Source organism: Nocardia tenerifensis NBRC 101015 (assembly GCF_000308715.1).
In the GTDB taxonomy this organism is placed as follows: Bacteria; Actinomycetota; Actinomycetes; order Mycobacteriales; family Mycobacteriaceae; genus Nocardia; species Nocardia tenerifensis.
Genome location: NZ_BAGH01000352.1, coordinates 23,132 through 43,362 on the forward strand (window position 1 = coordinate 23,132; position 20,231 = coordinate 43,362).

Consider the following 20,231-nt stretch of genomic DNA (forward strand, 5'->3'; position numbering starts at 1 on the left):
CGTTCGTCACGAACGACGTTAGTTACACGGTGCTCTCCGGAAACACAGCCGCAGAATGGGAGCACCACCTCGGATGACGGGGTGCGCGGGCGGCACGATCCACTTCGCCTACCTCACGGAGGTTCTCCATGCATGTCGGTCTCGGTCTGCCCATCTCCGACTCCCCCGTTCTGCTCGACTGGGCCCGCCGCGCCGACGCGGGCCCGTTCTCCACGCTCGGCCTGCTCGACCGCCTCGTCTACGACAACCCCGAACCGCTCGTCGCGCTCGCCGTCGCCGCGGGCGCGACCACCCGCATCAAGCTGCAGACCGAGGTGCTCCTCGCACCGCTGCGCGAGCCGACGCTGCTCGCCAAGCAGGTCGCGACGCTGGACCGGATGTCCGGCGGCCGCTTCGTGCTCGGACTCGGGGTCGGCGGACGCGCGGACGATCACCTCGCCTCGGGCACCGACCTGCGCACCCGCGGCCGCCGCCTGGACGAGCAGCTCGAGATCATGCGTCGCGTCTGGTCCGGCGCGCCGTACGCCGCCGACTGCGGTCCGATCGGCCCCGCGCCGCTGCGGCCCGAGGGCCCCGAGATCCTGTTCGGCGGCTTCCAACCCGCCGCGCTCGAGCGCGTAGGTCGTTGGGGCGGTGGGTTTCTCGCCGCCGCCCCGCCCTCCTGGGCGGGCAACCTGTTCGACACCGTCCGCCGCTCGTGGACCGAGCACGGCCGCGCGGGCGAGCCGCGCATCGTCGCGCAGGTCAATGTCGCGCTGGGCGACCAGGATCTGATCGATGAGGCCCGCGCCGCGATGGGCGCGTACTACGAGTTCAGCGGCCGCGTCGAGTACATGCTCGACGGCATGCTCATCGGCGCCGACGCGATCCGTTCCGCCATAAGCCAATTCGAGGATCTCGGCGCCGACGAGGTCATGCTCTACTGCTATGGCGGCGACCCGGACCAGGTCAATCGTTTGGCCGACGTGATCGCCTGAGCCGCCCTCAGCGTTTGCCGGGAGTCTCGCCGCCGAGCACGCGGGCCCCCGGCACCGGCCCGCTCGCGGTCCGGATGCTGCGGCAGACGCCTGCGCCCGCCAGCTCCGCCGCCACGGACACCGCGGAATCCTCACTCTCACAGAGGAATGCGCAGGTCGGGCCGGACCCGGAGACCAAGCCCGCGAGCGCACCCGCGGTGACGCCCGCGCGCAAGGTGCGCCGCAGCTCCGGTTTCAGCGACAGCGCGGCCGCCTGCAGATCGTTACCCAGCAGGGGCGCAAGCTGTTTCGGGTCGCCGGAGGCCAGCGCCTGCATCAGCTGCTGCGGCTCGCCGAGGCGCGGCGGGCTGCCGTGTTCGCGCAGCCGGTCGAGCTCGGCGAACACCGCCGGGGTGGACAGCCCGCCCTTGGCCAGCGCGAGCACCCAGTGAAAGCTGTTGCGCGACAGCACCGGAAGCAGTCGCTCGCCGCGCCCGGTGCCGAGCGCGGTGCCGCCGTGCAGCGCGAACGGCACGTCGCTGCCGAGCTCGGCGGCCACGGCGGCGAGCTCCTCGCGGGTGAGCCCGAGATCCCACAGTTCGTTGAGGCCGACCAGCGCCGCCGCCCCGTCCGCGCTGCCGCCCGCCATCCCGCCGGCCACCGGAATGCCCTTGGTGATGGCGAACTCCACCAGCGGCGCCCGGCCCGCCAGATGCGCGAGCCGCACGGCCGCCTTCCACACCAGATTGGTCCGGTCGGTGGGTACCTCGGCGGCGCCCTCGCCCGAGACCCGCACGGCCAGCGAGGCCGCCGGGGCGATCTCCACATCGTCGCTGAGCGACAGCGCCTGGAATACGGTTGTCAGGTCATGGAACCCATCGGCGCGCAGGTCACCGACTCCGAGGTGGAGGTTCACCTTCGACGGCGCGCGCACGGTGATGGGGCTCGGCACAACTGACAGCACGGTGCCCAAGCCTAACGGTTGGTCCTGGCCATCGCGCGGCCCGATATCCGCCTTTCACTCGACGTGAATCATTCGGTTACAGCAGCGCGCCGCCGGTGGCGTCGATCCACTGGCCCGTCACCCAGCGGGCGTCGTCGGAGGCGAGAAAGCCGACGATATCGGCCACCTCGGCGGGCTGGGCGAGCCGCTTCAGCGGAGACATGTCCGCCACCGTCGCGGCGGTCGCGGGGTCGCCCAGGAAGCTCGCGTTCATATCGGTGTCGATGATGCCGGGCGCCACCGCGTTCACGGTGATGCCGCGCGCGCCGACCTGCTTGGCTAGCACGCTGGTGAAGGCGTCGATCGCGCCCTTGGTCATCGTGTAGGCGACCAGCTGCGGCATGCGCGCGCCGTGCGTGAGTCCGGTCGAGAGGTTGATGATGCGGCCGCCGTCGCGCATCCGGTCCAGGCCGAGCTTGGTGACGAAGAACGGCGCCTTGGCGTTGACCGCGAAGACCCGGTCGAACGCCGCCTCGTCGGTGCCGTCGATCGGCTCGCGGACGCCATCGATGCCCGCGTTGTTGACGAGGATATCCACCCCGTCGGCGTGCGCGTCGAAGGCGGACCACAGCGCCGCGGCGTCGTCGCGCACGCCGAGTTCGGCGCGGATCGCGAAGGCCGAGCCGCCCCCGGCCTCGATCGCCGCGACGGTTTCCTTGGCCGCCTGCTCATTCCCGTTGTAGTGCACCGCGACCCGCGCCCCGTCCCGGCCGAGCCGTTCCGCGATGCCCCGGCCGATGCCGCGGCTGCCTCCGGTCACCAGCGCCGTCTTGCCTGTCAGTGCGCCCATGGCGGGCCCCTTTCTCTAGCGATCACTACAGAACCAGGACACTAGCACATTCTCTAACGACCGCTATAGAATGTGTCCCATGACCACCCCGACCCGCGGCAGGCCGCGCTCCTTCGATCGGGAGGCCGCGCTCGACAAGGCCACCCGCCTGTTCTGGGCGCGCGGCTACGAGGCCACCTCGATCGGCGACCTCACTGCGGCGATGGGCATCGGCGCACCGAGCCTCTACGCGGCGTTCGGCGATAAGGCGACGCTGTTCGGCGAGGTGGTGCGGAGTTTCGGCGCGCGGTACGGCCAGTTCATCCCGCGCGCGCTCGCCGAGGAGCCGACGGCCGAGGCGGCGCTGCGGCGCTGTCTGCGCGACGCGGCGGCGGAGTACACCCGGGCCGACTGCCCGCACGGCTGCCTGGTGATGACCGCGGGCATGAACACGAACAGCGGCGAGATCGCCGACATGCTGCGCGAAATGCGCACGCGCAACCTCGGTTTGATCGCCGAGCGCATCCAGGCCGACGTCGACGCGGGCCTCCTCGCCCCCGAGACCGACGCGCGGTTGCTGGCTCGCTATGTCAGCACGGTCATGCAGGGCATGTCGCAGGCCGCGCGGGACGGCGCGAGCCAGGCCGAACTGGAGCGGGTCGCCGAATTGGCGATGTACGGCTGGGACCAGGCGGCGGACACCGCGAGAATGACAACGCGCGGGGATAAATAGCCCTGAAGACTGAACCGCGAACCATGGGTGCGGTGTGACGCTTGCCAGATGACTGATCGGACTGGACTTCGCACCGCCGAGGCGACGCGGACAGCGCCCCCGAGCCGGGCCTTCTGGGCATTGATCGGCGTCTACGTCCTGTCCACGCTGCTGGGCTCGGCGGCAATGCTTGCGCTGCAACCGGTTTCGGGCATAGACCCGGCGGCCTTGTCGCTAGTTCAGTTCGCGCCGACGATAGGCGCGCTGGCCACCTGGCCGATCGGCCGCAGAGTGCTCGCTCCGCTGTCTTCGGCCCCCAGCCGAACAGTGCGTCGCAATCTCGGTTACCTCGTGGCGGCGTGCCTGCTGTTCGGACTGTTGATCGCCGTGGCAACGGTGTCGACCGGGCGTGACCTGGTCGGTCCCGCCCCGGTCGGCGGCGTGCCCTTCCTGGTGTTCTTCGTGGCCCAGTTCATCGGCGCGGCGGGCGAGGAGATCGGGTGGCGCGGGCTGCTGCAACCGCTGCTGGAGACGCGGACGCGCCGGCTCGTGGCGATCGCGGTGACCGGCGCGGCGTGGGCGCTGTGGCATGTGCAGGCGTTCGGCGCGGGGCCGGTGGTGGCGGTGTCGTTCTTCGTCTCGACGATGGCGTTCGCCGCGCTGCTCGGCGCGCTCAGCGTCGGCGGTTTCCGGCAGCGCGTGCTGGTCGCGGCGGTCGGGCACTGGCTGATCAATGTCGGCGTATACCTGAGCGTGGGCGACGAGACGCACGGCAGGCCGCACGTCGTGATCGCCGCGCTCGCAGCGGTTTCGGTCGCCGCGGCGACGCTGACAGTACGGTCGATACGCGCGCGATGAGCGGCGCTCCGCCACTTGCGCGCAATACCCAGCGGGGGTATCTTCGTTCGAGCCGGGGTACCCCCGGCCCGTATGATGTACGAAGAGCGAAGGAGTCGGAGATGCCCAGTTCCACCTACACCGTCACGGGGATGACCTGCGGGCACTGCGTGAGCTCCGTCAAATCGGAGATCGGCAAGATCGACGGCGTGACCAGTGTCGACGTGGATCTCGCCACCGGCGCGGTCACGGTCGACAGCGCGGCCCCGATCGCCGACGCCGACATCGTCGCCGCGGTCGACGAGGCGGGTTACGAGGTCGCGGTCTGATGCAGGACCGGCTGAGGTTCGCCGTCTTCGGCGGCGTACTCGTCGTGCTGTTCGGTGCCGCGCTCGGCATCGGCGCCCTGGTGGGCGATCCGGCCGGGCGCACACCCGACGACACGGCGCGCCCGGCCGGGGCGGACACGGGACTGTCGCCGACGCGATCCGGCTACACCCTGTCCGACCCGACCGCGCCGACGGAGCCGAACCAGGCCGGTCCCCTGCGTTTCCGAATCACCGGGCCGGACGACACGCCGGTCGTCCGGTTCCGCACCCAGCACGACAAGAAGCTGCACCTGATCGTCGTCCGCTCCGACGCGACGCAGTACCGGCACGCGCATCCGACCATGGACGCCGCCGGCACCTGGTCGATCGACTGGAGTTGGGCGCAGCCCGGCACGTATCGGGTGTTCGCGGACTTCGCGCCGGAGGATGCGGAGCCACTGGTGCTCAGCCGTACCGTCACCGTGGCGGGACCGGCTGCGCCGCAACCACTTCCGACTCCGTCGCGGACGACGACGGTGGACGGCTACCAGGTCACGGCGAACGGCGACCTCAGCACCGCGGGCAGCGAGTTACGGTTCACCGTCGTCCGCGACGGCACGCCGGTCACCGATCTCGAGCCCTACCTCGGCGCGTACGCGCATCTGGTCGCGTTGCGCGCGAACGACCTCGCCTACCTGCACGTGCATCCGGAGGGCGAGATCGGCCGCACCCCACCGGGTCCGGAGGTCGCGTTCCACGCACAGGCCCCGAGTGCGGGCGCGTATCGGCTGTATCTAGACTTCTCCCACGGCGGCGCGGTGCACACGGCCGAGTTCACCATGCAGGCACCCATGGTCGAATCATCCACAGGCCCATCCACATCCGGCGGCGCGCCGCATCAGGGTGGCGGGCACTGACCACCGCACCCGTCGGACCACAGGGCGGATCGCCGAGGTGACCTGCGCTTACCGTGCCGCACGGATCGATAAGAGGCACAAGCGAATCGGCGGCGCCCGCCGGATTGCCTCCTACGCAATGGGAAAGGCAAAAGTGCGTTATCCACAATCTGCATAGCTGAATGCGGCCGATGGATCGCGCCATCGATGACCTGCGCAGTGCGTATTCGATTCGGGCCCAACGCAAACCGACCAGTACGACATCAGCGGGCTCGCTGCGACGCGGCTCCTGAAGAGCCCGATCAACCCTGCGCGGCGAGGCGGACGAAGGCGGCGGTGTCGAGGGTTTCACCGCGCGCGGTGGGTTCGATGCCCGCGGCGAGCAGGCGGCGTTCGGCCTCGGCGGGCGAGCCGGCCCAGCCCGCGAGGGCGGCGCGCAGCGTCTTGCGGCGCTGGGCGAAGGCCGCGTCGACGACCTCCCAGACGCGGCGGCGGTGATCGTCGTCCATCGGCCACGGCGGTTCGGCGTAACGATCGATGCGGACGAGGCCGGAGTCGACGCGCGGGGCGGGCCAGAAGACCTGCGTGCCTACCGCACCCGCGCGACGCACGGCGCCGAAGAAGCCGGCCTTCACACTGGGCACGCCGTAGGTCCGGCTGCCGGGGGACGCCGCGAGCCGGTCGGCCACCTCCGCCTGCACCATCACCAAAGCGACCGTGAGACTGGGCAATTCGGCGAGCAGATGGAGCAGCACCGGCACCGCGACGTTGTACGGCAGGTTCGCCACCAGCGCGGTGGGCACCCTCGGCAGGTCCGCGGCGGCGACCCGCAGCGCGTCCGCCTCGACCACCGAGAGCCGGTCGGCCAGCTCCGGCGCGCGGTCCGCGACGGTCACCGGAAGGTGCCGGGCGAGCACCGGGTCGATCTCCACCGCGACCACCGAATCCACCACGTCGAGCAGCGCCAGGGTCAGCGAGCCCAGCCCCGGCCCGACCTCGAGCACCACGTCCGCGCGTCCGACGCCGGCGGCGGCGACGATCCGCCGCACCGTGTTCGCGTCGTGCACGAAGTTCTGCCCGAGCTGCTTGGTCGGCCGCACGCCGAGCCGCTCGGCCAGCACCCGCACCTCGGCGGGTCCCAGCAGCGCGGCACTCCCACGAGCAGCAACTTCAGGTTCGGACACCCGAAGAACCTATCAACGTCCGCGGCGCCTAGCGCGCGGGCGGGGTGGCCTTGACGCGGTCGAGGAAGGCGTCGATGGCCGCCTGCATCGACGAGTCGAGCTGGGTGTGCCGCCCGGTGCCGACGACGGTCTGGAAGTCCACCCCGTTGGCGGCGAGTTGCGCGGCGAGGGCCGCGTGCAGCGGAGACGGGACGGTGGTGTCGGTGATGTTGAGCAGCAACAGGATCGGCGCGTCGTACCCGGAGGTCGGCACGGTCAGGTAGGCGTCGAGCGCGGAGCGGATGGGCTCCTCGGCGAGCGGCCGGGCGAGCAGGTCGCCTACGCCGAGTCCGCGCACGCGGTCGGTGATGCCGTCCAGGCACAGGGCGCCGACGCTGTCGAGGACCTCGCGCCCCTTCGGCGTCAGGTACTGCTCGACGGGCACGTCCGGGCGGGCCGCGCGCAGCCCGGCCAGGATGCTGACGAAGAAGCTCATCGCGCCGTCATTGCCCGGCACGGCCGGAATGATCGGCCCGGCCAGCGGCAGCACCTTCTCCACGTCCGATTCCGGGTCGATCGCGATGGTGCCGCGGAAGTCGAGTTCGGGCGCGTAGGTGGCCTGGAGGTGGCCCGTGCCGAGCGCGGCCTGACCGCCCTGCGACGCGCCGAGCACGGCCCAGGTGCGCGACAGTTCGGGGTGGATCGAGCGGGCCGCGCGCAGCAGATCGATGGTGGCCGTCGCCTCGCTGGCGATCTCCAGGTACGGATGCGGGCCGGTGTCGAAGCGGCCGAGTCCGAGGTAGTCGGGCGCGACCACGGCGAAACCCTGTGCGAGCAACCGCTGGATCAGCAGGTCTTCTTTGGACCGGATCTGTGGATACGGATGTCCCTCCGGATCGGACTGCCCGCCACAGCCCGCACCGAGACCGCTGGTGCCGTGGTCATAGGCGATCACCGGCCAGCCTCCCGCGGGCGGCGTGCCACCCGGGACGAACAGCGCGCCGCTGGCCGGACGCGGCGTGCCGTCCGAGGCGCGCATCCAGTAGTCGAGCACCGAGCCGCCCGCCACCCCGCGCCAGCCGTCGGGCTGCGCGACGGCCGAGATCACCGTCCCCGGCGGCCGCACCTGCGCGGGCGGCGTCTGCGGCTGTGCCTGCACCGGAGCGACATTCACGAACAACGCGGCACTCGCCGCCAGCGCGGCCGCCGCCACCGCACGCCTACCCATCCGCACAACCCGCATCGACCACACCTCACTGCCCCGACCCACACCGTCACAAACCGGCACGAGTGTACAGATCAGCGAGCCTCAGTAATCCCCGAGCGAACCGCGCGCCGCCGCCGCGGTGATTCAGCTGATGCCGAGGCGGCTGGTGCAGGCGGGCCAGGCGCCCCAGCCCTGGCGGGCGCGGGTGATCTCGGCGATGGCGATCTGCTCCTCGCGGGTCGCCAGGTCGGCGCGGGGCGCGTACTTCAGGCCGCCCTGGCGTTCCCAGGTGCCCTGGTCGAATTGGATGCCGCCGTAGTAACCGTTGCCGTTGTTGATGTTCCAGTTGCCGGTGGATTCGCAGCGGGCCAGCGCGTCCCAGATCGCGCCGTCGCGCACGGGCGGCACCTCGGTGCCCGGCTTGGCGCCCTTGCGGATGGTCTTGGGCTGCGCGGTCACCGTCACCGTCGAGGCGATCGGCTTACGCTCCACCTCCGCGCCGTTGACCATGGTCACCGCGAAGGTGACGTCCTGAACGCCCGGCGCGCCCTCGGTCTCCACCACCGACCGGCTCATGTTCATGGTCGGGTCCTCGATCACGTTCTCCGGCGGGTCGAGCGGCAGCGTCTCCGTGCGCTTCTCGATTCGCTTGCGGGTCACCGTGATTCGCACGCCGTCGGTCAGCGGCGTGGACGCCGCGGGCTCGACGGTGTCCTGCTCGATCAGCGGAATGCCCGCCACCGACAGGAACTCGCCGACCGTCGGCGCGGCGAGACGCACGTCGACCGGCGCGCCGATGCCGTCGAGCAACGAGACCGTCCGCGGCGTGGCGACCTTCAGCGCGGCCCCCTCCAGCGGCAGCCGCTCGTCCCGACCCGGCGAGACGTACACCTCTTTGGGCAGGCTGAGCTGTTCGAGCGCCTCGCCCGCGGTCAGGCCGGTGGTCCACACGCTGCGCGCCTGGCCGTCGACCATGAGCTTCACCTCGCGGGCCCGGTTGAGCGTGATGGTCGCGCCGTCGCCGATCTTCGCGGCGAGCGCGGGAATCACCCGGTCGCGCTCGGAGACGGCGAACCCGGCGGCCCGCAGCACGCCGCGGACGTCGAGGGACATCGTCGTCTCGACGCGCTTCTCACCGTCGACGACGACCGTCACCGTCTTGCGGTTCACGATCGCCAGGCCCGCGCCGACGATCAGTGTCATCAACAGTGCGCCTACCGCCGCGTAGAGCAGCGGGGATCGCGACTGGTTGATTCGCGTGAAAGGGGACATGGTCACAGTACGATAACGACGGGTTTGGGAGCCGACAACCGGTACGTACGTCAGCTGGGGCTTTCAATATCACGAAAAGATATCGCTGCCGCAGCTTGATCACGAAATACGCATCCCAATGTGACCTACGACACACACCGCTTATCCAGCCCCCTTGCGGGTACTCAGAGTGCCGGAAATTTGCGCTTGTCAGATTCCGTACACGCGCCGCGCGTTCGCGGTCGTGATCTTCGCCAATTCCGCCGGGTCCTGTTCGCGTAGTTCCGCCAGCGCGCGCACCGTATACGGCAGGCAATACGATTCGTTGGGCGCCCCACGGAACGGATGCGGCGTCAAATACGGCGCGTCCGTTTCGACCAGAATGAGCTCGTCCGGAACAACTTTCGCGGCCTCGCGCAACTCGTGCGCATTCTTGAAACTCACCGTGCCGGAGAAACTCAGCACATAGCCCTCGGCCACGCAGGCCAGCGCCATGTGGGTATCCGACGAGAAACAGTGGAACACAACGGTGTCCGGCGCGCCCTCGTCCAGCAGTACCGTCAGCAAATCGTGGTCGGCCTCGCGATTGTGGATCATCAGCGGCTTGCGCAGCCGCTTGGCGAGGTCGATGTGCCAGCGGAAGCCCTCGATCTGGGTCTCGACATCGGCGCAGCCGTCGAGCTTGCCGGGCCAGTAGTAGTCGAGGCCGGTCTCGCCGATCGCGACGACGCGCGGATCGGCGGCGAGCCGTTCGAGTTCGGCCTTCGCGGCGTCGTCGAGGGCGTTGGCCCGGGTCGGGTGCAGCGCGACCGCCGCGTAGACCCGCTGGTCCCAGTGCGCGGCCCGCACGGCCCACTGCGCGGCGGCGAGGTCGTCGGCGACGGTGACCACCTGGCCGACCCCGACCGAGGCGGCGCGCTCCACGATCACCGCGGTCGAGGCGGCGTCGGTGGCGCCGCAGGCATCGAGGTGGGTATGCGCGTCGACGAGCGGCGCGAGCGGCTCGGGCAGCTCCGGCGCGGGACGCTTGCTACTCATCGAAACCCGCCGGACACAGCGGTTTCGGCACCGGTGGACCGCACCGGCGCGGCGGGGGCGGCGGCACGGCGGATATTCGCGTGAGCGTAGGAAACCACGCGCATTACAGTAGACACACCATGAGCGAAGCTGACCGCCCCGCCTTCTACATCACCACGGCCATCGCCTACCCGAACGGTGCGCCGCACATCGGGCATGCGTACGAGTACATCTCGGCCGACGCCATCGCCCGGTTCAAGCGGCTCGACGGCTACGACGTCTTCTTCATGACCGGCACGGACGAGCACGGCCAGAAGATGCAGCAGGCGGCGGTCGCCGAGGGCATCCCGGTGCAGGAGCTCGCGAGCCGCAACTCCGACGTGTTCGAGGCGCTGGACAAGACGCTCGGCATCTCCTACGACCGGTTCATCCGGACCACCGACGAGGACCACCTCGCGGCCAGCGTGGCGATGTGGGAGCGGATGCTCGCCAACGGCGACATTTACCTCGGCAACTACTCGGGCTGGTACTCGGTGCGCGACGAGGCCTTCTACACCGAGGAGGAGACGACGCTGCTCGACGACGGCACGCGCATCTCCACCGAGTCGAAGACGCCGGTCACCTGGACCGAGGAGTCGAACTTCTTCTTCAAGCTCTCGGCCTATCAGGACAGGCTGCTAGCGCTCTACGAGGAGCACCCCGAGTTCATCGCGCCCGCGACGCGGCGCAACGAGATCGTCAGCTACGTCAAGGCGGGGCTGAAGGATCTGTCCATCTCGCGCACCACCTTCGACTGGGGCGTGCCGGTGCCCGGCCACCCCGATCACGTGATGTACGTGTGGATGGACGCGCTCACCAACTACGTCACCGGCGTCGGCTACCCGAACACCGACTCCGCCGCGTTCCGCAAGTTCTGGCCCGCCGACGTGCACATCGTCGGCAAGGACATCACCCGGTTCCACACCGTGTACTGGCCCGCGTTCCTGCTCTCGGCCGGCGTCGAGGTGCCCAAACGCGTGTTCGTGCACGGGTTCCTGTACAACAAGGGCGAGAAGATGTCCAAGTCGGTCGGCAATGTGGTCGACCCGCTGGAGCTGGTCGAGACCTACGGCGTCGACGCGGTGCGCTTCTTCCTGCTGCGCGAGATCTCCTACGGCCAGGACGGCAGCTACAGCCACGAGGCGATCGTCGGCCGGATCAACTCCGACCTGGCCAACGAGTTCGGCAACCTGGTGCAGCGCAGCACGAAGCTGGTCGCGCGCGACTGCGGCGGGGTCGTGCCGACGCCCGGCGAGTTCACCGACGCCGACCGCGCGCTGCTCGAGCTCGCCAACGGGCTGCTCGACCGCTGCCGCGCCGAGTTCGACGCGCAGCAAATGCATCTCGCGCTCGAGGCGATCTGGCTGACCCTCGGCGAGACGAACAAGTACTTCTCCGCGCAGGCCCCGTGGGCGCTGGCCAAGTCCGGCACGCCGGAGGATCTGGCCCGCGAGGCGACGGTGCTGTACGTGACCCTCGAGGTGCTGCGGATCGTCGCCATCCTGGTGCAGCCGGTGATGCCGGGCTCGGCGGCCAAGATCCTCGATCAGCTCGGCCAGCAGGGTCGGACGTTCGCCGATATCGCGACGCCGATCGAGCCGGGTGTGGCGCTTCCCGCGCCGGAACCGGTGTACCCCAAGTACATCGAGCCGAAGGACTGATCGGGGCGAGCATCGCGCGGCGCTCGAGCGCCCGAAACATGTTGCGCCCGTGCCCATTCACGGCGCATCGGAGTACTGTGCGACGCACGGTGCATTCTGTTCGACCCCCGTGACGCTTCGAATGGGTCAAAGGCGACCCGCCGGAGACGATCGCGGACCGAGACGGCCGGCGTCGTGCACCGACGCATACCCACTCGCGCACAGTCGCATAATGCTGGGTTACGGATGTTCACGTTCGCCGATCAGGGAGGGCACCCATGCGACGGCAACAAACGACCGACTCGACCACCGAGGCGCACAACGGCTTCGCCGACCGGCATCGAGCGGCGCGCGACGCCGTCCTGGTCTCCCAGCGCGGGCGACTGATCGAGGCGATGGTCGAATGCGTCGACCGCAAGGGCTATCCCGGCACCACGCTCACCGATATCGTTGCCCGCGCACGGGTCTCGCGCAGCACCTTCTACGAGCACTTCGCGAACAAGGAGGAGTGTTTCGTCGAGGCGGTGCACACCGGCGTGGACATCGTCGCCACCCGGATCACCGAGGAGCTGGCGCAGCTGACGCCGACGGCCGACGTGCACGCCAGGATCGAGTCGATCGTCGGCACATTCTGCGAAACCGTCGCCGCCGAACCGGATTTCGCGCGCCTGGTGCTGGTCGAGTCGTTCAAGGTGAACCAATCCGCCGTCGACTATCGCGATCTGGCGGTCGACCGCTTCGCCGAACTGTACCGCGCCTTCTACGACCAAGCGCGCCAAGCGGATCCGGCGCTGCCCGAGGTCTCCGACGAGCTGATCGCGCTCATCCCGGACGCGATCGGCGAGCGCACCCGCCGGGCCATCGTGTCCGACGGCGCCGCCCGCGTCCCCGGATTGACACCGCTTTTCGTGGACTTCGTCAGCGCGACCCTCGGCCTGCGACGCTGAAACTCTGCCTAACACAGGCTTTCACACTGAGCGACGAGTGGCGCACGTCTGAAGCCTTCCGCGAGAACGACTCTCGACGGTGTGCCACTCGTCCGCTTGCGCTACTTCCAGCGCGCGAGCAGCCGCTCGATCTCGGCGGTGAGCGATCGCTGCAGGAACGGCCCGAAGCTGATGCGCGCGACGCCCTGATCGGCCAGCTGCGCCTTGTCGGACTTGTCCGGCAGGCCGACCATGCTGATCGGCAGCGGCAGTTCGCCGGTCAGCCTGCGCACGACGGCATCGCCCTGCGCGCCCGCCGGGAACAGCACGTCGGCGCCCGCCGTGGCGGCGAGCCGCAGGCGCTCGATGGCGCGGTCCACCCGGTCGGCCTCGTCGCCGTCCTGCCGCAGGAACAGATCGGTCCTGGCGTTCACCACCACGTGCACCCCCGCCGCGTCGGCGAACTGGCGCAGCCCGTGCACGAGGTCGGCGTGCTCCTGCGGGGAGCGCAGGCGCTTGCCCTCGCTGTGCACGGTGTCCTCGATATTGAGGCCGACGGCGCCCGCCTCGAGCAGACCCTCGATGAGCTGGGCCGGTTCGAGGCCGTAGCCGGACTCGATATCGACCGAGACCGGCACCTCGACGGCCTCGGTGATCTGCCGGACGCGGGTGAGCAACTCGGCGAAGGTCATGCCCTCGCCGTCGGTGCGGCCGATCGAGTCGGCGACGGGGTGGCTGCCCAGGGTGAGCGCCGAGAACCCGGCGTCCACCGCGACCTTCGCCGACCACGCGTCCCACACGGTCGGCAGCACGGCGGGATCGCCCGGACGGTGCAGGGCGAGGAAGGCCTTGGCCTTGCTTTCCAGAGATGACATACCGACGATCATGCCGCGTCCGCGTGGCGCGCGCATCGGCCGCCGGGTGGACGCGCGGCGGTCAGTCCGCGCCGTCGCGGCGGGCGGTCAGCACCGCGTCGTAGAGCTCGTTGCGGGAGACGCCGTTGGCGGTCGCGACCCTGGCGCACGCGTCCTTGAGCCGCAGGCCGTCGGCGGCCAGCGCCTCGACCTCCTCGACCAGGTCCGCGGGGTCGGCGGCGGTCGGCCGCGCGCCCTCGAGGACGACGGTGATCTCGCCGCGGGCGCCGTCGACGGCCCACGCGGCGAGCTCGGCGAGCGTGCCGCGCACGACCTCCTCGTAGGTCTTGGTCAGCTCGCGGCAGACCGCGGCGCGGCGGTCGGGGCCGAGCACTTCGACGGCGTCGGCCAGGCAGTCGGCGAGCCGGTGCGGCGCCTCGAAGAAGACACAGGCGCGCGGCTCGGAAGCCAAGGTGCGCAACCACTCCCGGCGCTGGCCGCCTTTGCGCGGAGCGAACCCGTCGAAACAGAACCGTTCCACCGGAAGCGCGGACAGCGCCAGCGCGGTGGTGACCGCGGACGGACCGGGCAGGCAGGTCACCGGCAGGGCGCGCTCCGCACAGGCCGCGACGAGGCGGTAGCCGGGGTCGCTGACCGACGGCATGCCCGCGTCGGTCACCAGCAGCACGGTGCGACCGTCGGCGATATCGCCGAGCAGCGCCGGGATCCGCGCGGTCTCCACGTGGTCGTAGAAGCTGACCACCCGCCCGGTGATCTCGACGCCCAGGGCCTTGGCTAGCGACCTGGTGCGCCGCGTGTCCTCGGCCGCGACGACATCGGCCGACGCGAGCGCGTCACGCAACCGCTGCGACGCGTCACCGATGTCGCCCATCGGCGTCGCCGCGAGCACCAGCCTGCCCGGCCCTGTCGACTCGTCCGCCACCGCACTCCCGTCTCGACCGCCGGCACCCACCGACCTCCCCCGCAGCCTATCCATCCGCCTATCCGACGTGGCCGCCGCGCTGGTCGCCGCCTGAGCGGTCACCGCCGGAAGGGCCAGCACCTGAAGGTTCGCCGCCAGACAGGCCGCCGCCGGAAGGGCCGGCACCTGAAGGTTCACCGCCAGACAGGTCGCCGCCGGACAGGTCGCCGCCGAGGTGCCCACCCGCCCGGCACCCGGCTCCGTCGCGGGCGAACGATCGCGCCACATGACCTTTTTCGCGAGCGGTCCCCAGACAGCCTCGACCACGGCAGGCCGCTGGGTCGGTATGTGATCGTGACCACGGCACCGGCGGGCGCGTGCTATGAGATTCACACGGTGTCGGGCTCACCGCTGCGGGACCTGCGGCCGCGCACAGCATACGATCGGGGCGTGACACAGGTGACCGACCAGCGCGCGACCGCTCCGTTCGGGCCTGTGCCCTCCTGGTCGAGTCCCGCTCCGCGGCGACCGCATCCGGATTTCGGGCCGACCGATACGCTGCGCGGCTGGCTGGTCACCGCGTTCCTCACGGTGATCGCCGCGGTGACGCGGTTCACCATGCTCAACTACCCGACCGACGCGGGCACCCCGGTGTTCGACGAAAAGCACTACGCGCCGCAGGGCTGGCAGATGCTCAACGGCGGTTGGGTGGAGGACAATCCGGGCTACGGCCTGGTGGTGCACCCGCCGATCGGCAAGCAGCTCATCGCGGTCGGCGAGGCGCTGTTCGGCTACAACGGCTGGGGCTGGCGCTTCGCCTCGGCGTTCCTCGGGACCGTGCTGATCCTGCTCGTCATCAGGATCGTGCGGCGGCTGGCGCGGTCCACGCTGGTCGGCGCGATCGCGGGCATCCTGCTCATCGCCGACGGCACCACGTTCGTCTCCTCGCGCATCGGCATGCTCGACATCTTCCTCGCGTTCTTCGTCACCGCGGCCTTCGGCTGTCTGATCGTCGACCGCGACGAGGTGCGGGCCAGGCTGGCGCGGGCGGACGCCGAGGGCCGGATCGAGCAGACCCCGTGGGGGCCTCGGCTCGGGGTGCGCTGGTGGCGCTTCGGCGCTGGAGTGCTGCTCGGATTGGCCTGTGGGACAAAGTGGTCCGGCGTCTACTTCATCGTGGCCTTCGGCCTGCTCAGCGTCTGCTTCGACGTGGCGGCGCGCAAGGCCTACGGCGTGCGCAGGCCGTGGTTCGGCACGGGCCTTCGCGACGTCGGGCCCGCGTTGTACGCGCTGGTGCTCATCCCGATCGGGGTGTATCTCGGCACGTACTGGGCGTGGTTCGCCAGCGAGACCGGCATCGATCGGTACGCGGTGGGCAACCAGGTCGGGGTCGGCGGCCCGTTCGGCTGGGTGCCCGACGCGCTGCGCTCGCTGTGGTTCTACAGCGGCGAGGCGCTGAAATTCCATGAGGGCCTGACCAACTCGGCGGGCAACCACCACCCGTGGGAGTCCAAGCCGTGGACCTGGCCGATGGGCCTGCGGCCGATGCTCTATTACTACGCCGACAACGGCGTCAGCGGCTGCGGGCAGACGCAGTGCGTGAAGGCCGTGATGCTGATCGGTACCCCGGCGATCTGGTGGCTCGCCTTCCCGGTGATCGCCTGGATGCTGTGGCGCAGCGTCGTCCGCCGCGACTGGCGTTACGCCGCGGTGCTCGTCGGCTACGGCGCGGCCCTGCTGCCCTGGTTCCTGACCCTCGACCGGCAGATGTACTACTTCTACGCCGTCGCCCTCGCGCCCTTCCTGGTGATGGGCCTGGCCCTGGTGCTCGGCGACATACTGGGGCCTTCGCGGCGAACAGCCGTGCCGCGCAGCCCCGTCGGCACCTACCTACCGGTCTCGCCCGACGAACGCCACGCCCTCGGCCTGCTCGCGGTGTGCATCTACCTCGGCCTGGTGATCGCCAACTTCATCTGGCTCTGGCCGATCCTCACCGCGCTGCCCATCACGCCGGGCAACTGGCACGACCACCTCTGGCTACCGAGCTGGCGTTAGCCCCGGCGCGCCTAGGCCCTGTGTCGAAGTCCGGCCGGATGCATCCGGTGGCTGGATCGTCGCCTGGCAAGGCGGAGGAGGAGCCGATACCGGGTTTGTATCGGCGACGACGACAACGCGGCCAGGCGGCGATCCAGCCACCGGAGGCGCCGGATGGGACTTCGACACAGGGCCTAACCCTCCAGCGCCGCCCTGACGTAACGCAGGGCGGCCGCGTCGTCCAACCCCAAGCGGCGGACGGTGGCCACGTACGCCGTGGCCGCGCGGCCCGCGACGTCGCGCGTCGGGTCGCCGGAGGAGGCGATGAAAGAGCCCTGCCTGCCCCGGGTTTCGACGACACCGTCGGCCTCGAGCTCGCGGTAGGCGCGGGCCACGGTGTTCGGCGCGAGACCCAGCTGCGCGGCCAGGGCCCGCACCGTGGGAATCTTCGTGCCCGCGGTCAGCTCGCCGGAGCGCACCTTGGCGATGACGCCCATGCGCAGCTGCTCGTAGGGCGGGACGGCCGACTCGTGCGACACGGTGATGCTGAACATGATCGACTCACAACTCATCCCGGGAGATCGGACAGGACAGGCAGCGGGGTCCGCCTCGACCGGACCCGAGTTCGGAGCCGGGAATGCGCAGCACCTCGATGCCGGCGTCCGCCAAGCGCGCGTTGGTCATCTCGTTGCGCTCGTAGGCGGCCACCACGCCGGGCGCGAGCGCGAGGGTGTTGTTGCCGTCGTCCCACTGCTCGCGCTCAGCGGTGACGCCGTCGAGCCCGGTATCGATCACCCGGAGCTTGTCGATGCCCATGGCCTTGGCCGCGGCGACGAGGAACGGGTCGGGGCCGCTCATCGCCACCTTGCCCGCGCCGTTGCGGCCGCCGTAGTCGTCCTCGCGCTGAATGGTGAACGCGCGCAACGAGTCGCGCACCGCCGGATACATCACCAGCGCGTCGCGGTCGACCATCGTGCACACGGTGTCCAGGTGCATGGTCGCCCGGTTCTGCGCGATCGGCACGACGAGCACGGTGTGCGCCAGGTCGTCGTCGAACAGGCTGCGCGCCAACGCTTCCGCGCCGGCCGGCGAGGTGCGTTCGCCGACGCCGACCGCGACGACGCCCGGCGCGAGCAGCAGCACGTCGCCGCCCTCGATGGGCGCGGTGTGCGACTCGTAGGCGCGGCGCACGCCGAGGAAGCGCGGGTGGAACGCGTAGATCAGATCGGTGAGCGAGGTCTCCCGGCTGCGCGCGGGCAGCGCCAGGGAGGTGATCGCGACCCTCGGCCCGATCCAGAACGAGGAGTCCCTGGTGAACAGCAGGTTGGGCAGCGGATCGATGACGAAGTCGGCGCCGTGGTGCATCCGCCGCACCAGCGAGGTCGCGTCCGGCCCGAACGGCAACTCGTCGAAGGTCATCCCGGCCATCAGGATGTTGGCCAGGTCCCTGGCCCGCACGCCGCGCAGGAAGGCGGCGAGCTCGTCGGCCAGCGCGTGCCCGAGCCTGCGCGCGTCGACGGCGGCGGAGATGCCCTGGATGCGGGCCGCGCCGCTGACCGCGAGGGTCTCGGCGAGCAGGTCGGCGAGCAGCAGCACCTCGACGCCGCGCTCGCGCAGCACGCCGGCGAACGCGTCGTGTTCCTGCTGGGCCCGCTCGACCCACGGGATGCCGTCGAAAAGCAGCTGGTCGTTGTTGCGGGGGGTGAGCCTGCGCAGCTCGTCGCCGGGCCGATGCAGCATCACCGTGCGCAGCGTGCCGACCTCCGAGGTCACCGAAGACCGCGTGCCGGGACCGTCGGGATCTAGCCCGTCGGTGTCCGAATCCTCTCCGTGCCGCGCGGGCACAGCGTCTGCTCCCATGCTCAGACCGTAGTTCGCCGCGGGCTCGAGAGCACGCAATTCGGGTCTTCGTTGCCGTCTTGCCGCGTGTGACATCGCTCGCCGCGTGATCCGGGCGACTTGGGAGAAGGGCGCGATTCTCGCCCCAGCACACCCTAACCTCAAGTATTGTTGAGGAGAATGGAGGAGCGTGCATGTCGACAGCCGATTGGCGAGCGAAGGAGCTGACCCCCGGGCAGCTTTCCGAGCGTAGCGGAGTAGCAGTTTCCGCGTTGCACTTCTACGAACGCGAGGGCCTCATCAGCAGCCGCCGGACCAGCGGCAACCAACGCAGATACGCGCGAGAGACGCTGCGGCGCGTCGCCTTCATCCGTATCTCGCAGCGAGTCGGCATACCGCTCAGCGAGATTCGCGACGCCCTCGATCAGCTGCCGGAGGGTCGCAACCCGACCCGTCGCGACTGGGAGACGCTGTCCACCAACTGGCGCGCCGACCTCGACGACCGCATCACCCAGCTGATTCGCCTGCGCGACAACCTGACCGGCTGCATCGGCTGCGGCTGCCTGTCGCTGGGCAGCTGCAAACTGGTCAACGAACACGACCGGCTCGGCACCGAGGGGCCGGGCGCGCGCGTGCTCGACGTGCAGCTCAACTGCGCTGGGCGGCCAACAACCTGCTGAACCGGGCGCTGGCCCGCCGCATCACGATCTCGTAGGGCAGGGCGAACTTTCGCGCCCACCAGTAACCGAACCTGATGTCGAAGGACGTGTAGATCAGGAACCGGTTGCGGGTGACCCCGCGCAGGATCGACGCCGCGACGTGGTCCGGCGTCACCGCGTGCTTGGTGAACGACTGGGTGAGCCGCTGGATCTTCGGCGACTCCCGGTCCACGCCCACGATGTCGACGCTCTGCACCAGCGGGGTGTTCACCGCGCCGGGCACCACCAGGTGCACCGAGATGCCGTGCTGGTCCAGGTCGAACCGCAGCACCTCGGAGACGCCGCGAATGCCGTACTTGCTCGCGCTGTAGGCGGCGTGCCAGGGCAGCGCGAGCAGCCCGGCCGCGGAGGACACGTTGACCAGCGCGCCGCCCTTGCCCGCCCGCACCATCGGCGGCACGAAGTTCTCGATGACGTGGATCGGGCCCATCAGGTTCACCTCGACCATGCGCCGCCAGTGCTTGTGCTCCAGGTTCTCCACGGTGCCCCAGGCCGAGGTGCCCGCGACGTTCATCACGATGTCGAGGCTGCCGTGCGCGGCGTGCACCTTCTCGGCGAACGCGGTGACGGCGTCGTAGTCGGTGATGTCGAAGGCCTGCGCGACCAGCACGACGCCGCCCGCGCGCCGGATGTCGGCCACCGTCTCGTCCAGGCCCTCGACGTCGACGTCGGTGAGCACCACCTCGGCGCCCTCGGCCGCGGCGGCCAGCGCGGTGGCCCGGCCTATTCCGCTGGCCGCGCCCGTGATCAGCACCTTCGCGTCCCGCACTGTCTTGCGGCCCAGTCGCCCGTTAGCTCGCACTGCGCATCCCCATCTCGAATTGCTCGAATCGGCTCACCGCAGGGTACTCGAGCGCGGCTCAGCGGCCCAGTACGGCGAGCATTCCGGCGACCGCCCTCGGCCAGGAGTACTGCTCGGCTCGGCTGCGGGCGGCCTGCCTGCGCCCGTCCGTCGGGAGCGCGAGCACGTCGGTGACCGCCTGCGCGAACGCCGAGCCGCGGTCCTCGGCAACCGCGCCGCACTCGGCGGTCACGATGTCGCGCAGCGCCGAGGACCGGCTCGCCACCACCGGGGTGCCCGCCGCCAGGGCCTCGAGCGCGGCGAGGCCGAAGGTCTCGTGCGGGCCCGGCGCCAGGGA

The 20,231-nt window shown here is 70.3% G+C and carries 21 protein-coding genes; 9 read left to right on the forward strand and 12 right to left on the reverse strand.

The window, feature by feature from the left end; translation table 11 throughout:
• Window positions 1–128: 128 nt before the first annotated feature.
• Window positions 129–977 carry an LLM class flavin-dependent oxidoreductase gene (locus tag ON39_RS28000; protein WP_040738893.1) on the forward strand — a complete coding sequence of 283 codons (849 nt, stop codon included), beginning with the start codon at window positions 129–131 and terminating at the stop codon, window positions 975–977.
• A gap of 7 nt (window positions 978–984) precedes the next feature.
• Here ON39_RS28000 and ON39_RS28005 read toward each other — a convergent pair whose 3' ends face one another.
• Together ON39_RS28005 and ON39_RS28010 are read right to left on the reverse strand one after the other, a co-directional pair.
• A complete protein-coding gene (locus ON39_RS28005; protein ID WP_040738918.1) occupies window positions 985–1,920 on the reverse strand; it encodes a 4-(cytidine 5'-diphospho)-2-C-methyl-D-erythritol kinase in 936 nt (311 codons plus the stop codon).
• A gap of 76 nt (window positions 1,921–1,996) precedes the next feature.
• On the reverse strand, window positions 1,997–2,749 hold the full coding sequence (locus tag ON39_RS28010) for an SDR family oxidoreductase (RefSeq protein WP_040738894.1): 753 nt from the start codon (window positions 2,747–2,749) through the stop codon (window positions 1,997–1,999).
• A 79-nt stretch (window positions 2,750–2,828) separates the two neighbouring features.
• Between ON39_RS28010 and ON39_RS28015 the strand changes: the two genes are divergently transcribed.
• The 4 genes from ON39_RS28015 to ON39_RS28030 all read left to right on the forward strand — a co-directional run bounded on the left by ON39_RS28015 (window position 2,829) and on the right by ON39_RS28030 (window position 5,502).
• Window positions 2,829–3,461 carry a TetR/AcrR family transcriptional regulator gene (locus ON39_RS28015; protein ID WP_051187228.1) on the forward strand — a complete coding sequence of 211 codons (633 nt, stop codon included), beginning with the start codon at window positions 2,829–2,831 and terminating at the stop codon, window positions 3,459–3,461.
• A 48-nt stretch (window positions 3,462–3,509) separates the two neighbouring features.
• The gene (locus ON39_RS46190) at window positions 3,510–4,298 is read left to right on the forward strand and encodes a CPBP family intramembrane glutamic endopeptidase (protein ID WP_083894734.1); all 789 of its coding nucleotides are present in this window, start codon (window positions 3,510–3,512) and stop codon (window positions 4,296–4,298) included.
• A gap of 101 nt (window positions 4,299–4,399) precedes the next feature.
• Window positions 4,400–4,606 (forward strand): heavy-metal-associated domain-containing protein, encoded by a 207-nt coding sequence (locus ON39_RS28025; RefSeq protein WP_040738895.1) that lies wholly within the window; start codon window positions 4,400–4,402, stop codon window positions 4,604–4,606.
• A complete protein-coding gene (locus ON39_RS28030; RefSeq protein WP_040738896.1) occupies window positions 4,606–5,502 on the forward strand; it encodes a DUF8832 domain-containing protein in 897 nt (298 codons plus the stop codon). The genes ON39_RS28025 and ON39_RS28030 overlap by 1 nt, the downstream gene beginning before the upstream one ends.
• A 281-nt stretch (window positions 5,503–5,783) precedes the next feature.
• On the opposite strand, the gene rsmA is transcribed toward ON39_RS28030, so the two are convergent.
• The 4 genes from rsmA to ON39_RS28050 all read right to left on the reverse strand — a co-directional run bounded on the left by rsmA (window position 5,784) and on the right by ON39_RS28050 (window position 10,140).
• On the reverse strand, window positions 5,784–6,665 hold the full coding sequence (gene rsmA / locus ON39_RS28035; RefSeq protein WP_040738897.1) for a 16S rRNA (adenine(1518)-N(6)/adenine(1519)-N(6))-dimethyltransferase RsmA: 882 nt from the start codon (window positions 6,663–6,665) through the stop codon (window positions 5,784–5,786).
• Between the two features lie 28 nt (window positions 6,666–6,693).
• The gene (locus ON39_RS28040; RefSeq protein ID WP_040738898.1) at window positions 6,694–7,887 is read right to left on the reverse strand and encodes an alpha/beta fold hydrolase; all 1,194 of its coding nucleotides are present in this window, start codon (window positions 7,885–7,887) and stop codon (window positions 6,694–6,696) included.
• 108 nt (window positions 7,888–7,995) lie between these two features.
• Complete coding sequence (locus ON39_RS51195) at window positions 7,996–9,123, reverse strand: resuscitation-promoting factor (protein ID WP_040738922.1); 1,128 nt, start codon at window positions 9,121–9,123, stop codon at window positions 7,996–7,998.
• Between the two features lie 189 nt (window positions 9,124–9,312).
• Window positions 9,313–10,140, reverse strand: coding sequence for a TatD family hydrolase (locus tag ON39_RS28050; protein WP_040738899.1), 828 nt, complete (start codon window positions 10,138–10,140; stop codon window positions 9,313–9,315).
• Between the two features lie 80 nt (window positions 10,141–10,220).
• Here ON39_RS28050 and metG point away from each other — a divergent pair, with 80 nt between their 5' ends.
• The gene (gene metG / locus ON39_RS28055) at window positions 10,221–11,819 is read left to right on the forward strand and encodes a methionine--tRNA ligase (RefSeq protein ID WP_255219302.1); all 1,599 of its coding nucleotides are present in this window, start codon (window positions 10,221–10,223) and stop codon (window positions 11,817–11,819) included.
• Window positions 11,820–12,076: 257 nt separating this feature from the next.
• A complete protein-coding gene (locus ON39_RS28060; RefSeq protein ID WP_040738901.1) occupies window positions 12,077–12,745 on the forward strand; it encodes a TetR/AcrR family transcriptional regulator in 669 nt (222 codons plus the stop codon).
• Between the two features lie 101 nt (window positions 12,746–12,846).
• On the opposite strand, the gene ON39_RS28065 is transcribed toward ON39_RS28060, so the two are convergent.
• Complete coding sequence (locus ON39_RS28065) at window positions 12,847–13,599, reverse strand: isocitrate lyase/PEP mutase family protein (protein WP_040738923.1); 753 nt, start codon at window positions 13,597–13,599, stop codon at window positions 12,847–12,849.
• A gap of 61 nt (window positions 13,600–13,660) precedes the next feature.
• The gene (gene rsmI / locus ON39_RS28070; RefSeq protein ID WP_083894736.1) at window positions 13,661–14,521 is read right to left on the reverse strand and encodes a 16S rRNA (cytidine(1402)-2'-O)-methyltransferase; all 861 of its coding nucleotides are present in this window, start codon (window positions 14,519–14,521) and stop codon (window positions 13,661–13,663) included.
• Window positions 14,522–14,950: 429 nt separating this feature from the next.
• Between rsmI and ON39_RS28075 the strand changes: the two genes are divergently transcribed.
• A complete protein-coding gene (locus ON39_RS28075; protein WP_040738925.1) occupies window positions 14,951–16,555 on the forward strand; it encodes a dolichyl-phosphate-mannose--protein mannosyltransferase in 1,605 nt (534 codons plus the stop codon).
• A gap of 173 nt (window positions 16,556–16,728) precedes the next feature.
• On the opposite strand, the gene ON39_RS28080 is transcribed toward ON39_RS28075, so the two are convergent.
• Both ON39_RS28080 and ON39_RS28085 read right to left on the reverse strand, forming a co-directional pair.
• A complete protein-coding gene (locus tag ON39_RS28080) occupies window positions 16,729–17,088 on the reverse strand; it encodes a GntR family transcriptional regulator (RefSeq protein WP_040738903.1) in 360 nt (119 codons plus the stop codon).
• A 7-nt stretch (window positions 17,089–17,095) separates the two neighbouring features.
• Window positions 17,096–18,274 (reverse strand): arginine deiminase, encoded by a 1,179-nt coding sequence (locus ON39_RS28085; protein ID WP_246002814.1) that lies wholly within the window; start codon window positions 18,272–18,274, stop codon window positions 17,096–17,098.
• A 293-nt stretch (window positions 18,275–18,567) separates the two neighbouring features.
• Here ON39_RS28085 and soxR point away from each other — a divergent pair, with 293 nt between their 5' ends.
• Window positions 18,568–19,053, forward strand: a complete 486-nt coding sequence (soxR, locus tag ON39_RS28090) for a redox-sensitive transcriptional activator SoxR (RefSeq protein ID WP_040738905.1) — start codon at window positions 18,568–18,570, stop codon at window positions 19,051–19,053.
• Here soxR and ON39_RS28095 read toward each other — a convergent pair.
• Together ON39_RS28095 and ON39_RS28100 are read right to left on the reverse strand one after the other, a co-directional pair.
• Window positions 19,022–19,894: an SDR family oxidoreductase gene (locus ON39_RS28095; RefSeq protein ID WP_373283748.1), complete on the reverse strand. Its 873-nt coding sequence runs from the start codon at window positions 19,892–19,894 to the stop codon at window positions 19,022–19,024. The two genes, soxR and ON39_RS28095, sit on opposite strands and share 32 nt — an antisense overlap.
• Window positions 19,895–19,952: 58 nt before the next feature.
• On the reverse strand, window positions 19,953–20,231 hold a 279-nt coding region (locus ON39_RS28100; RefSeq protein WP_040738906.1), incomplete at its 5' end, for a glycosyltransferase.